This window comes from Sphingobium sp. KCTC 72723, assembly GCF_014280435.1.
GTDB lineage: Bacteria > Pseudomonadota > Alphaproteobacteria > Sphingomonadales > Sphingomonadaceae > Sphingobium.
This window is the reverse complement of the sequence record NZ_CP060388.1, coordinates 444,123-456,804: the sequence shown is the minus strand read 5'-3', so window position 1 is coordinate 456,804 and position 12,682 is coordinate 444,123. Positions and strand designations below refer to the sequence as shown.

Annotated in this window: 13 protein-coding genes; 5 read left to right on the top strand and 8 right to left on the bottom strand. The window is 60.4% G+C overall.

From position 1 onward, the window contains the following. Window positions 1–4: 4 nt before the first annotated feature. From SPBM01_RS02460 to SPBM01_RS02435, 6 genes are all read right to left on the bottom strand, one after another. Complete coding sequence (locus SPBM01_RS02460) at window positions 5–346, bottom strand: TIGR01244 family sulfur transferase (protein WP_188063855.1); 342 nt, start codon at window positions 344–346, stop codon at window positions 5–7. 7 nt (window positions 347–353) lie between these two features. Then, window positions 354–800, bottom strand: a complete 447-nt coding sequence (locus SPBM01_RS02455; protein ID WP_188063854.1) for a YeeE/YedE family protein — start codon at window positions 798–800, stop codon at window positions 354–356. 2 nt (window positions 801–802) lie between these two features. Further along, window positions 803–1,231, bottom strand: coding sequence for a YeeE/YedE family protein (locus tag SPBM01_RS02450; protein WP_188063853.1), 429 nt, complete (start codon window positions 1,229–1,231; stop codon window positions 803–805). Window positions 1,232–1,241: 10 nt separating this feature from the next. After that, a complete protein-coding gene (locus SPBM01_RS02445) occupies window positions 1,242–2,174 on the bottom strand; it encodes an MBL fold metallo-hydrolase (RefSeq protein WP_188063852.1) in 933 nt (310 codons plus the stop codon). A gap of 4 nt (window positions 2,175–2,178) precedes the next feature. Beyond that, the gene (locus tag SPBM01_RS02440) at window positions 2,179–2,520 is read right to left on the bottom strand and encodes an ArsR/SmtB family transcription factor (RefSeq protein WP_188063851.1); all 342 of its coding nucleotides are present in this window, start codon (window positions 2,518–2,520) and stop codon (window positions 2,179–2,181) included. A 613-nt stretch (window positions 2,521–3,133) separates the two neighbouring features. Further along, window positions 3,134–3,280, bottom strand: coding sequence for a hypothetical protein (locus SPBM01_RS02435; RefSeq protein WP_182913834.1), 147 nt, complete (start codon window positions 3,278–3,280; stop codon window positions 3,134–3,136). A gap of 180 nt (window positions 3,281–3,460) precedes the next feature. On the opposite strand from SPBM01_RS02435, the gene SPBM01_RS02430 reads away from it, so the two are divergent. Both SPBM01_RS02430 and SPBM01_RS02425 read left to right on the top strand, forming a co-directional pair. After that, a complete protein-coding gene (locus SPBM01_RS02430) occupies window positions 3,461–4,105 on the top strand; it encodes a hypothetical protein (RefSeq protein ID WP_188063850.1) in 645 nt (214 codons plus the stop codon). Continuing rightward, entirely contained in the window at window positions 4,102–5,616 is a 1,515-nt protein-coding gene (locus SPBM01_RS02425; RefSeq protein WP_188063849.1) for a HEPN domain-containing protein, read from the top strand. The genes SPBM01_RS02430 and SPBM01_RS02425 overlap by 4 nt, the downstream gene beginning before the upstream one ends. Here SPBM01_RS02425 and SPBM01_RS02420 read toward each other — a convergent pair. Beyond that, on the bottom strand, window positions 5,613–5,843 hold the full coding sequence (locus SPBM01_RS02420; RefSeq protein ID WP_188063848.1) for a conjugal transfer protein TraD: 231 nt from the start codon (window positions 5,841–5,843) through the stop codon (window positions 5,613–5,615). The two genes, SPBM01_RS02425 and SPBM01_RS02420, sit on opposite strands and share 4 nt — an antisense overlap. Before the next feature lie 22 nt (window positions 5,844–5,865). After that, entirely contained in the window at window positions 5,866–6,171 is a 306-nt protein-coding gene (locus SPBM01_RS02415; RefSeq protein ID WP_188063847.1) for a conjugal transfer protein TraD, read from the bottom strand. A 173-nt stretch (window positions 6,172–6,344) separates the two neighbouring features. Between SPBM01_RS02415 and traA the strand changes: the two genes are divergently transcribed. The 3 genes from traA to SPBM01_RS02400 all read left to right on the top strand — a co-directional run bounded on the left by traA (window position 6,345) and on the right by SPBM01_RS02400 (window position 12,542). Continuing rightward, the gene (gene traA, locus SPBM01_RS02410; protein ID WP_188063846.1) at window positions 6,345–9,338 is read left to right on the top strand and encodes a Ti-type conjugative transfer relaxase TraA; all 2,994 of its coding nucleotides are present in this window, start codon (window positions 6,345–6,347) and stop codon (window positions 9,336–9,338) included. An 18-nt stretch (window positions 9,339–9,356) separates the two neighbouring features. Then, window positions 9,357–10,109 carry a DUF6118 family protein gene (locus SPBM01_RS02405; protein ID WP_188063845.1) on the top strand — a complete coding sequence of 251 codons (753 nt, stop codon included), beginning with the start codon at window positions 9,357–9,359 and terminating at the stop codon, window positions 10,107–10,109. Between the two features lie 477 nt (window positions 10,110–10,586). Further along, window positions 10,587–12,542: a hypothetical protein gene (locus SPBM01_RS02400; RefSeq protein WP_188063844.1), complete on the top strand. Its 1,956-nt coding sequence runs from the start codon at window positions 10,587–10,589 to the stop codon at window positions 12,540–12,542. Window positions 12,543–12,682: the final 140 nt, after the last annotated feature.

The window sequence follows — 12,682 nt, the reverse complement described above, 5'->3', positions numbered from 1 at the left end:
CAGCTTACTCAGGCTTCCCGGCGAGTTCCCACAGGCCCGTGGCGCGCGCGCCGGTGCGGCAGAAGCCAACGACCTTGCCGTCGCACTCGCGCAGGGCTTTGGCGAAGCGCTCGCCGTCGTCTGCGGTGGCCTGTCCCGGTGCGACGGGAATATGGGTGTAGACGATGCCGTGCCGCGACGCTTCGGCGGCCAGTTCAGCGGACGTAGGCTGGCCCGGCTCCTCGCCGTCGGGACGCGCATTGACGATGCCCTTGATGCCGCGCGCGGCCAACTCGCCGACTTCGGCCGGTTCGACCTGCGGGCGCACGCTTAGTTTGGGGGAGAGCTGCTTGTACTCGGTCATCATGGGTCTCCTAGTTGGCAGATCGGGGGTCAGGCTGGCTTTCGCTGAGCGCGGGCAACAAGCGATGCGCGATCATGCCCACCAGCATAGCGGCCACGAACAGCCAAGCCTGCCACGCGCCCAGCACCAGCCCGGCCAGCGCGGGGCCCGGGCAGAATCCGGCGATGCCCCAGCCGATGCCGAACAGCGCCGCGCCGGTCAGCAGGCGCCGGTCGGGCGCAGCGTTTTCCGGCACCACGAAGCGGTCTGCCAGTACCGGCCGTGTCAGCTTGCGCCGGACCAGGTAAGCGAGGGCGGAAGGGAGCAGCGCGGCGCCCATCACGAACATCAGCGTCGGGTCCCATTGCCCCGTCACATCAAGAAACGCCTGAACGCGCGCCGGATTGACCATGTCGGACAGGACCAGTCCAGCGCCAAACACCGCGCCGACAAGCAAGGCGGTAAGGACACTGCGCATCGTCAGATCCCCATCACGTGGCGCATGACGAAGACCGTCAGCGCGGCGGTGGCCATGAAGGTCAGGGTGGCCACAATCGATCGCGGCGACAGGCGCGCCATGCCGCACACGCCATGTCCGCTGGTGCAGCCGTTACCGAGCCGGGTTCCGAACCCGACCAGCAGTCCGGCAACGATCAGCGCGGCGGGCGATGCGGCGATCACGAGCTCCGGCCGCCGCACGAACGCTGCTACCAACGCCGCGCCGAGCGGCAGCCCGATCACGAACGCCGCCGCCTGGCGCCACGGGGGCCCGCCTGCGCCGATCCGCGTTGCGGTGGCGAGCATTCCGGACACACCAGCGACACGACCGTTCAGCAGCAGCAGCAGCGCCGCCGCCCCGCCAATCAGCAAACCGCCGGCAATCGCCACGAGGGGGGAGAGAGGTTCCATGGCAAGGCTCCTAGCGCAGCACGTTGAGCGGCAGCTTGAGGTACACTTCGCCGTTGTCCTCAGGCTCGGGCAATTGGCCTCCGCGCATGTTGACCTGGATCGCGGGCAGGATCAGCTTGGGCATGCCCAGCGTGACATCGCGCTGCGTGCGCATGGCCACGAACTCGTCCTCGCTGACATCCTTGTGCAGGTGCACGTTGCTGGTCCGCTCCGCCAGCATGGTGGTTTCCCACACGAAGTGGTCGCGATTGGGCGCCTTGTAGTCGTGGCACAGGAACACCCGGGTGGCGTCCGGCAGCTGCATCAGTCGCCGCACCGAACGATACAGCGCGCGCGCATCTCCCCCTGGGAAGTCTGCTCGTGCTGAGCCGTAGTCCGGCATGAACATGGTGTCGCCGGTAAACAGCGCATCCCCGATTACGTATGCCATGTCGGCTGGGGTATGGCCGGGCACGTGCAGTGCGATCAGTTCGAGCTCACCGATCTGCAAGGTGTTGCCGTCGTTCAACAGGACGTCGAACTGCGATCCGTCGCGCTCGAAGCGGGTGCCTTCGTTGAAGATCTTGCCGAACACCTTCTGTACTGTGACGATCTCAGCCCCGATGGCGAGCTTGCCGCCGAGCTTCTCTTGCAGGTACGGTGCCGCCGACAGGTGGTCGGCGTGAGCGTGCGTTTCCAGCAGCCACTCGACCGCCAGACCTTCCGACTGAACGTATGAGATCACCGCGTCTGCCGAGGCATAGCCGGTGCAGCCCGAGGCTTGGTCGAAGTCGAGCACGCTGTCGACGATCGCCGCCTTGCGGGTAGTCGGATCGCTGACCACGTAAGTCGCGGTGAAGGTCTCCTCGTCGAAGAACGCCTTGACGATTGGCCCGGGCTTTGCGCCGGAGACGACGGCCTTGACCCCGGCAATGGCAGCTTGGAGATGAGTGTTGGTTTCCATCAGATCAGCTCCTGGTCGGTTCAGTCGCACCTGCATGGCCCAGATCAGGGCAAAACAGGTCATGAAGGAGAGACAGCAGTTGCAGCGCCTTTGGATCGCCCACTCTGTAGAACACGCTCTGCGCGTCCTTGCGGGTGGTCACCAGCTTCTGCTCACGCAGCTTGGCCAGATGCTGAGATAGCGCCGATTGGCTCAGGCTGACGCGATGCGCGAGATCGCCAACCGACAGCTCGTTGCCTTCAGCTAGATGACACAGCACCAGCAGACGAGGCTCGTTTGCCAATGCCTTGAGCAAGCTGACTGCCTCCGCCGCCTGCTCCTCGAACTGCCCGATTGGATCTGCCACCGCGCTCTCCGTTAGATAACACTAATTTAGCAATATCTAATAGAAAGTCAAGGGCTCGGGGCTGAGCTTTGATCATGGAGTGTTTCGCTCTCGCGAAATCGACGGCTTAGCTAATGACCGAGGGTAACCAGCTAATGAGGGGGCGGCATGTGGGGTCTTGAAAGCGACAAACACTGGGCGACAGCGAGTGATGCTGAGTAGGCTCATCTCTCGATCATGTCAGTTACGGTGTTAGCTGTTCCGCTGAGGCGCACCGTCCGGAAGGCGAGATCAGGTTTCAGAGCTGACTTTCAGCTGTCGGACCATGTTGGTCGTCTCCGCCTTGCCGGTCAGGGAGATCCTCGACGGCGGCTCCTGACCTGACCTGCCATTTGAATAGCCCTCTGGGAACGGCAGCAAAGTCCCAGCCTTGGCGATAACCGGACTGACCGCTCGTAGGCGCGAGTCTTTTCCAATTGAGCGGCTTGGATTGGCGCATTGTCGCCTGTCAGAGATTTCGGCGATAAATCCCACACGTTCGCGGTGGTCCAATCAATCTCTGTGACGGGGCTTCGCCATCGCTGGGTGTCCGGCAATGACCGTTTCGGGTTTTGGTCATGGTCGAATGACCCAGTTAGCCAGCCTTACCTTGCTCGTTTTCGCGCCGTTCGACCTCGCGCTCCAGCACTTCCCGAATGAAGGCTGCGCGGCGCTGCCGCCCCACCAGCTTGTCAATCCGCTCGCCGAGGCCTTCGGGCAATCGGATGTTCGTCGATTTCACGTTGAGCGGTGGCCTTCCCATGCTTGTGTCGTAACCGCGCGTTTCACCCGTTCAATCAGAACCGGAATAACCGGTGCCGGTTATTGAACATTACCTTCCTTTTGTGCTATAAGCGGTGCCGCTTAATGCTCCGAACGCATCTTGATGCGCCCGTAACGGTGAACTGAGGAAGGCAGGCTCATGATTTTATCCGATTCTCTCTGGAGCGATTCGAAGATCAGCACATCCCGCCGCGCCCTGCTGCGCGCATTGACCATCGCGCCGGTTGCCGCGTCGGCAATTGCCTCCCCCTGGGATGGAGCAATGGCGGCGCTTCACCAACGCTACGATGATGAACCAGCAAGACTTGTGCGGACGAGAGAGGGACGAAGTATGAGCCGCTTCCGCTATCACAATGCGGAACGCTGGATGACCACGCTGAGCTCGGATTTTCTCGCCGACCCGCGACATACAAAGGAGACTCTGCATCAGGCCGGTTTCGTGACCCAGCAGGCCCTGTGCGCCTATCTGCTCGACATGGGTTTTTCCGATGCGTGGAACGCCCGCCACATCAAGCAGGACATCGCCAAAGCGCTGGCCTACGCCAATACCTGTGGCTTTGGTCATGACTGCCCCGACATGGCGCGGCTGGCAGCGGTTCTCTCACCCTATTGGAAGTGGGGCTATCACTATGATGATTGGGAGGAAGAACGACCCCGCACGGGCGGGTTCACTCCTGCTACGATCACGCCCATTGTGCGTGCCTTGGTGGATCGCGTGCATGACGTGACCGGCCACCCGCGCCCGAAGGGTTGCCAGCGTCGTACGCAGGTAGCTCGGTCATGATGCTGCGCACCGATGCCGATCATCTGCCCGCGCCGATCCGGGACGAGCTTCTCCGCGTCACGACAATCCTGTTCGAGGCGTTCGAGGAAACGACCAAGGGCCGATGTTCCGAACATTTCCGGGCGGGCCGCATCCTCACCCTGATCCTGCATGGGCCTCACGCCGAGAAGGACTGGGAAGAGATCGCGCCGGGGGAAGCCTTCCGCCTGCTGGCAATCGTCAACTATCCCCGCCTTGTCCGCAGCGAACGCGACTGGCGACTGGTGCGTGATCGGCTCCGCCGCGCTTGGGAGCATGGCGAAATTACCCGCCCGGTGCGGCTGAGCGTGGAAAGCCTTGAGCGGCTCAACGGCGCGCTTGTCGAGGGCAATCCCTATTTCGTTACCATCGCCGAGCAGGGAATCGCGCTCTACCAGATGGAGCGCTTGCGACTGCCAGAGTCGCGCCACCTGGCAGTGCGGGAACGGGCTATCCGGGGTGTGGCGGAGTTCATCCGGTGGCATAATCGCGGAACCGGATTTCTGGCTGGCGCGACTTTCTATCGGGACCGGGGCGATGCGCCGATGGCGGCGCTGATGCTGCATCAGGCGTGCGAGCATTTCTATCTGTGCGTCCTGCGGTCGATCAGCCTGCACGCCCCGCGCACCCATGCGCTCGATGAACTGCGCGAGGCGGCGGAAGCGCTGAACCCGAGTCTGTGTTCTGCATGGCCGCGCGACAGCCGGTTCAAGCGCCGCGCGTTCGGCTGCATCCGCCGTGCCTATGTCGAAGCGCGCTATGGGCGATCCTACCGCATTTCGGGCGAGGAACTGGCATGGGCCTTCGCGCGGGTGGAGATACTGGCGGAACGTGCGGCGTGCGCGGTCGCGGATCATCAAGCCTCGCTTGCAGCATGTCTGCCAGCACCCATGCTTCCGCCGCCCACAGAGCCAACGACAGCGATAGCCCTTTCCCAGCCTGTTCGCCCCGCAAACATGCTGCAACGGACATGGCGGGTCGTGCGACGTGCCAACTCGTCACAGGGCCCATGGAATCCCCTTACGCCAGTTCGCCAGTATTGGCGCTCGGACAGGTTCATGGGCTGGGTTGACCATCTGCCCTTGGCGATAGTCGGCCTATGCCTTTTCATGGCTGGCGCAGAGGCAATGCTATGGAGGGTGAAGTCCGCGCAAGCCGTGCGTTCCAAACCCGCCGACCTGTCCGCCGTGCTGGACTTCGACGTGCGCGCCGACACGGTGCTGGGCGCGGTCATGGACGTTGCGCAAAGGGCGGGCTACCGGGTCAACGCGAACGATGACATTTGGGCGGTGCGGTGGACCGGAGCCTATCGCGCCAAGGCGACGACCTTCGACGCGCTGGCGGACATTCTCTATGGCTCCGGCCTGTGTCCCGCGATCCGGGAGAGCGTCATAACCGTGCGCTATTGCGACAAGAACAGCCCACCAATGGCAGCGATGGTCGAGTATCATACAGAACCGGACGGCAGTGTGCGCTTGTCGGTTCCGCGCTAACCGCCGTCCCGTTCCGCCTCGAACGCTCGCTTGCCCTTGCGCTTCCAAAGGGCAAGTGCGTTGCCCCGTTCCTCACCGCGCAGTCGTTCCGCGACGGTGAGGAACGCGCCGTAAAGAGTGGGGCGATCATCGTCGGTCAGATCGACTAGCCCCGCTTTGATGACGAGGCCGCCCAATTCGATCAGATGCCGCGTGCGTTCGCGGCGTGCGATGGCCCAGTCCCGCATGTCGGTTCGCGCCTTTCGTGCCTCAAGCCGATGTCCCGCCGCCGTCGAACGGGAGAGTGCCGCTTTGCTGGCCAGAAGGTCCGCCCGCAGGCTTGCCGCCTTTGCCGAGAAAGAAGCCTGCGCCCGCCTTCCGCCAGCCCTCCTTTGTCGTGGCGTCTTTCACCGTGGCGGCATGGAGCAGCGCCCCGGCGAGCACATCGGCGTCGAGCGTATCGGCCCCGGTCGCCGTCACCAGTTCGCCAAGCTGGCGCACGCGCCGTTCCCTGAGTGCCTTGGCCTTGTCGGCCAGGGCTTTGAGTTCCGAATCAAAATCGCGCGGTTTACGCATCGTAAAGTCTCCATTGAGTGACGATGGCGCTATGATAAGATGATGCCGCCCGCCGCGCAGTAGAGTCGCCGGGACAGCCTGACATCGCCTAGTCCCGTCCGAGAAATTTTCGAGAAGGGCGCGCTTATACGTCGTTCCGACGTGCGCTTGAGCGTAGTAGATGGACGATCGTCATGGCGATCTTCCATTTCTCCGTTCAGGTCATCTCTCGCGCGACGGGCCGCTCCGCCGTCTCCGCTGCCGCCTATCGTGCGGGCGAGCGTCTGCACGACGAGCGCCTTGATCGCGACCATGATTTCCGTGCCCGCTCCGGTGTCGAGCATAGCGAAATCCTGTTGCCGGAAGGCGCGCCGGAACAATGGCGCGACCGCGAACGCCTCTGGAACGATGTCGAGGCCTTCGAGAAGCGCAAGGACGCCCAGCTTGCCCGCGAGGTCGAGTTCGCCATTCCGCGCGAAATGACCAAGGCGCAGGGCATCGAACTGGCCCGCGATTTCGTGTCAGCGCAGTTCGTGGATCGCGGCATGATCGCCGACCTCAATGTGCATTGGGACATTGGCGCGGACGGCCAGCCCAAGCCGCACGCCCATGTCATGCTCACCATGCGGGAGGTTGTGCAGCGCGAGGACGGCACCGCTGGCTTCGGGGCAAAGGTCCGCGAATGGAATGAGCATGGCAATGTCGAACGCTGGCGCGAACGCTGGGAGACCCATGTCAACACGCGCCTTGCCGAACTCGACATTGACGCGCGCATCGATCACCGCAGCCTTGCCGAGCAGGGCATCGACCTTGAACCGCAAAGCAAGATCGGCGGACCTGCACACCGGATGGACGCGCAAGGGCTGGAAGCCGATCGCGCCGAACTGCACCGCGAGATTGCGCGGGAGAATGGCGAACGCATCATCGCTGATCCCGGCATCGCCCTTAACGCCATCACCCACCAACAGGCCACATTCACCAACCGCGACATGGCGATGTTCATTCACCGGCATAGTGATGGACAGGAGCAGTTCAACGCCGCCATGCGCGCGGTGCGTAATTCGCCGGAACTGATCGCCCTGGGCAAGGACGGGCGCGGCGACGAGCGGTTCACGTCGCGCGAGATGATCGAGACCGAGCAGCGGATGAGCCGTGCGGCGGACAGGCTTGTGATGGACCGGAGCGATGGTCTCTCGGCGGCCACGACCTACGTCAGCCGCGCCGCCGAGAGTGGTGGCCTTGCCCTGGGAGCAGAGCAGGAAGCCGCGTTGCGCCATATAACGGGCGGGCGCGGATTGTCACTGGTGCTGGGTTATGCCGGGACCGGCAAAAGCGCTATGTTGGGCGTAGCGCGCGACGTGTGGGAAAGCGCGGGGCTGAATGTTCGCGGCGCGGCGCTCGCTGGCATCGCCGCCGAGGGACTGGAGAACGGCTCCGGCATTGCATCGCGCACCATTGCCAGCATGGAACATGGCTGGGCGCAAGGTCGCGACCTTTTGACCTCCCGTGATGTGCTGGTGATTGACGAGGCGGGCATGGTGGGCACACGCCAGATGGAGCGCGTGCTGTCCCATGCCGCCGATGTTGGCGCGAAGGTCGTCCTTATCGGTGATCCGCAGCAGTTGCAGTCGATCGAGGCGGGCGCGGCGTTCCGCGCGATTCATGAGCGCCATGGCGGCGTCGAGATCACGCAGGTTCGCCGCCAGCATGAAGGATGGCAGCAGGATGCTACCCGGCATCTTGCCACCGGCAGAACCGGCGAGGCGATTGCCGCCTATGCCGACAAGGGCATGGTGCATCAGGCCGAGACGCGCGAGGACGCTCGCCGCGATCTTGTCGAGCGCTGGGATCGCGAACGGCAAGCAAACCCCGATGCGAGCCGCATCATCCTGACCCACACCAATGCCGAGGTGCGCGACCTCAACGATGCCGCGCGCGCAGCGATGCGCAATGCAGGCGAATTGGGCGATGAGCGCCAGGTGAAGACCGAGCGCGGCGACCGCCTGTTCGCGTCTGGCGACCGCATCATGTTCCTGCGCAACGAACGCAGCCTGGAAGTGAAGAACGGGACGCTGGGCACGATCGAGAAGGTGGACGAAGGCCATATGTCCGTCCGCACCGATGACGGGCGTGTCGTGGCTTTTGACACCAAGGACTATCGCGACCTGGACCACGGCTATGCTGCCACCATCCACAAGGCGCAGGGCATGACCGTATACAGAGCGCATGTGCTGGCGACGCCGGGGATGGATCGCCACGGGGCTTATGTCGCCATGTCCCGCCATCGTGACGGCATGGCGCTTCATTATGGCCGCGACGATTTTCGCGATCAGTCCCGGCTTGTCCGCACGCTTTCGCGCGAGCGCGGCAAGGATATGGCGACCGATTACAGACAAGCCGACCCGGCAAGGGAATATGCCGAGCTGCGTGGCATTAGCTTCGGCGAGCGGGTCGCGGAAATCGTCAGGCCCATGGTCGAGAAAGCGCGCGGGATCTTCGACAATTTCCGGCCGAACATGCCGCCGCAGCAGGAGCGCGACATTTTCGCGGCCTTCCAGCCCAAGGCCGAGCCGCCCGCGCAGGAGCGGGCCGTTCGGCACCAGCCCGAACATGATACGCAGCCGATGCGCGCTGGCGGCGTGCGCGGTGCGGTGGAGCGCTATGCCAAAGCGCTGGACGCGATCCAGCAGACTCGCGCGCAAGGTCTCGACGCCATGCCCCACCAGCGCGAGGCGTTCGACAGGGCGCGGGATGCACTGGACGCGATCCGGCCCGAAGGTTCGTCGGACCTGAACAGCGCGTTCCGCAGCAGCCCGGAGCTTGTTCGCGAGGCCGCCGAGCGGCGCGGGCAGGCCGCCGTGCGGGCGATGCAGTTGGAAACCGAAATCCGCATGGACCCGTTCCAGCGCGCCGACCGGTTCGTGGAAGGCTGGCAGCAATTGCAGCGCCATCATGCCGAGTTGGTGCGCGACGGCAATTTCCGGAGCGCGAAGAGCGCCGCGCAGCAGATGACAGGCATGGCGAAAAGCCTCGAACGCGACGCCCAGCTTGAATCGGTGCTGGGCCTGCGCAGCCGCGAGCTTGGGCTTGAGATCGGCCAGCAGGCGGGCCGCAGCCTCTCCCATGACCTCGCATCCTCCATTCCCTTCGATCACGGACGCGACATCAGTCGCGGCATGAGCCGCTAACCCTGAGGAGACCATGACATGGACGACGAACAGAGCCTTTTGAATGAACCCGAGCCGGAACCCCGGCCCAATGCCGCCGCCGAGGCGTTTGCGCACCTCTCGGAGCGCGTGGCTGTTATGGAGGAACGGCTTGAAGGGCGCATGGCGGTGATGGCCCGCGCGCTTGAGCATATCGCCATCGAGAAGCAGAGCCTCGAGTTCCCCGACTACGCGCCGACGCTTGCGAAGATGAACGGCTATCTCGCGACGGTGGCGGGGCAGACGAAGACAATCATGGATGCGCCCGCCATGCAGTTGACGCCGGAGAACATGGCGGAGCGGATCGGCGAGGCCGCGCAGGCCGCCCGCGCGACCGATAGGGCAACCATCAAGCAGTCACAGGAATTGCATCATCAAGTCCATGCGGATCAAATGCGCGCGGTCGGGACCATTCGGACCAAACAGGAACAGCGCTGGCACATGGCCTATTGCGGCGGCGGCGCGGCGCTGACCATGTCGCTTCTGTGGCTGATCTATCCCGGCTGGGCGGCCAGCATTGGCCCGCAAAGCTGGCTCTGGCCGGAACGTGTGGCGCGTCGCACGCTGGGCGAGGCGTCTCTATGGGATGCCGGTATCCGTCTCATGCGTGCCGGTAACCCCGAAGGCTGGCGGGCGATTGTGGACGCCACCGACCTGGCTCGTGAGAACCGCGATACCATTGCCGCGTGCGAGAAGGCGGCCGCCAAAGCAGGCAAGCCGGTGCGTTGCACCATCAGCATCAGAAAGCGTTGAGGCTCTTGGGTGCGACGGCCGGAACCTGGCGGTGACGAAAAACCTTTCGATTTCAGTTGTCGGGTACTTTTAGATTCCGACAGTGATTGTCGTCAGTCGGTGGACAAGGCCACCGCGCAGAGCGCCGCGCGACGGGATTACGGGAAAAAGCGTGGGCAACGTGCGAAATTGACGGGCCCTGCGTCTGACGGAATGCGCCAAGGCCAGTCGCTGTGAGATGCAGCTGTCTTTCCCAACATCGGACATTCCGCCGCGATATTGGAATTTCAGCCATCTGAAATCTTTCAGGCTTTACGCACGAACCTCCGGAGCACTCGATCATACAAGGTTTCCATCTCCGAATCGGTGTAAAAAAACGGCTTGCTCCGGAACTGATCTACCGCCATCTGAATAGATAAGGCACCGTGGACGCAGGTGTGAAGGTTGCGTGCAAAAACACACGTGCTTTGTTCAAGGTAAGACGAGGAATAACAGAACGTGCCTACAAACCCCGGTTTTCATTTGGACTTTGCCCTGGGTGAGTACCCAAAGGCGCTTCATCCCGCAATCCGTAAGATTGCAACCCGATTTTATGTAACGCGAGCTTTCAAACCAATCACATTAGGTAATAGCGTTTATTGGGCGATTCTTGTTAGGCCGACTGATGAATTTTCCATCTACATAAATACGGATAGAGAGGTTGTTATACTCTTATCTCAATATGAAACATTTGAAATTAGAACCTTAGAAGCATTTGAAGAATTTTACGATTTGCTCGAGTCTCAGCGTGTTGATCGTAGTGTTCGCTTTCTTGTAAGTAACGATAATAATATCGAAAGCTCAATAAAGCACTACCTTGATCAACACCCAGAATATCCTATAATTGTGCCAATAACTTTTGATCTTCTCGTAAGCCGCGAGTTGAATCCGTTATTAGATGCCGTTAGGAGAAATTATCTTCTAAGAGATCTATTCGGATATCAAAATCCGTTGCGCGAAGAAACTTTTTTCTTTGGTCGGCATTCTATCGTCAACGCCGTCCTGGATATGGCAAAGTCCGGACAAAACTCGAGTTTGTTCGGCTTGCGTAAAAGCGGAAAAACGTCAGCAATTTATGCAATTCAGCGAAGAGCTAAAGGTCTTGGCGCGAACGTTACACTGATTGACTGCCAAAATACATCCGTTCACGGCAGAAGATTCAACGATTTGCTCGCATATATTGTTTTTGAAGTAAGAAAGTCCGTTGGTATAAAGCGAATTCAATCAGAGATAAGCACTGATATAGCGTTGGCATCTGACCAGTTTTATGCCGCGATGAACAATGTTCTTTCGCAGGTAAAAGGCACTATACTTATAATATTTGATGAAATAGAGAATATTTCTCCAGGAACAGCTGCATCTCCGCACTGGCGATCTGGAGAAGACACCGTTTATTTTTGGCAGATTTTACGATCGTATCTCCAGGCTGAGAGCAGGGGAAAGATGTCTATCTGCTTGGTCGGCACTAGCCCGCACATTCTTGAAACTTCGAAAATAAACGGGATAGATAACCCTATCTATCTTTATGCCCCCAAAACATACATCCCGAGCCTGACGTTCGACGAAACGAGAGAGATGGTTACTCGGTTAGGATATTTTATGGGTCTAGAATTTGACCCTATGACAATTGCCGAGTTGCAAAAGGAATTCGGCGGGCACCCTTTCTTTACAAGGCAGGTATGTAGTACGATCCATCAGCAAGCCCCCACACAAAGGCCCCACAAAGTTTCTGTGGCAGCATTGCATCGCGCCAACGTACAATTTTCTGGTCAGTTGGAGAGCTATTTACGGGATATCGTCGGCAATCTTCAGGAGGCATATCCAGACGAATTTCGGGTACTTGAAGCGGTGGTAAATGGCGACAAAGCTGAGGCAACTGAGTATGGGCTTTCGGCGCCCGATCTGATTGACCACCTCATTGGCTATGGCTTGATAGCCCAGTCCGGCGACGATTTTGACGTTCGTTTCGATGCAGTAAAACCTGCTTTGAAGAAGGTATCTAAGTCCCTGTCTCTTGAGGATCGCTGGGCTGAAATCTCGCGGCGACGAAATGCGCTGGAACCGAATATTAGATCTGCATTGTATTTTTGGTCCAGGGCGATTTCCAGCGATGATTGGAACGCAGTCCTTTCAGATTGCCTGACTGTCAAAAGACTCTCAGATTTGTCCAGCAGCGAGCCGGCAGTTCTATTTTCAAGAAACGAGAGTCCACTTTATTTTTCTGACCTACTTATGTTTATTAAAGATAAGCACGTCCTTCCTTACCTCGGCGATACAAGAAGCGAAATTACTCGAAAGCTTGATACGGTAAACAAGGCGAGAGCGGATGCGCACTCAAAATCTGTCTCGGATGCTGATATGCTTTTAATCCGACAGGCTTTTGAGCACTTAGAAACTGAGTTCACTCCTCCATGATGCAATTTGCTCACGCGCAATATCTCTGACGACATTTCTCAATAGAGACTTTGGCATGCCGTGAATGGTTCAGAGCGCTGAAACTGAGGAAAACCTGGAAACGGCATACAATCAGGTATGGCATCTCATCCCTTGGGGCT

Bases quoted from the DNA above. Each gene is read 5' to 3' on its own strand.
- SPBM01_RS02460 (WP_188063855.1), bottom strand. From the start codon at position 346: ATGATGACCGAGTACAAGCAGCTCTCCCCCAAACTAAGCGTGCGCCCG.
- SPBM01_RS02455 (WP_188063854.1), bottom strand. From the start codon at position 800: ATGCGCAGTGTCCTTACCGCCTTGCTTGTCGGCGCGGTGTTTGGCGCT.
- SPBM01_RS02450 (WP_188063853.1), bottom strand. From the start codon at position 1,231: ATGGAACCTCTCTCCCCCCTCGTGGCGATTGCCGGCGGTTTGCTGATT.
- SPBM01_RS02445 (WP_188063852.1), bottom strand. From the start codon at position 2,174: ATGGAAACCAACACTCATCTCCAAGCTGCCATTGCCGGGGTCAAGGCC.
- SPBM01_RS02430 (WP_188063850.1), top strand. From the start codon at position 3,461: ATGATTTTATCCGATTCTCTCTGGAGCGATTCGAAGATCAGCACATCC.
- SPBM01_RS02425 (WP_188063849.1), top strand. From the start codon at position 4,102: ATGATGCTGCGCACCGATGCCGATCATCTGCCCGCGCCGATCCGGGAC.
- SPBM01_RS02420 (WP_188063848.1), bottom strand. From the start codon at position 5,843: ATGCGGGACTGGGCCATCGCACGCCGCGAACGCACGCGGCATCTGATC.
- SPBM01_RS02415 (WP_188063847.1), bottom strand. From the start codon at position 6,171: ATGCGTAAACCGCGCGATTTTGATTCGGAACTCAAAGCCCTGGCCGAC.
- traA (WP_188063846.1), top strand. From the start codon at position 6,345: ATGGCGATCTTCCATTTCTCCGTTCAGGTCATCTCTCGCGCGACGGGC.
- SPBM01_RS02405 (WP_188063845.1), top strand. From the start codon at position 9,357: ATGGACGACGAACAGAGCCTTTTGAATGAACCCGAGCCGGAACCCCGG.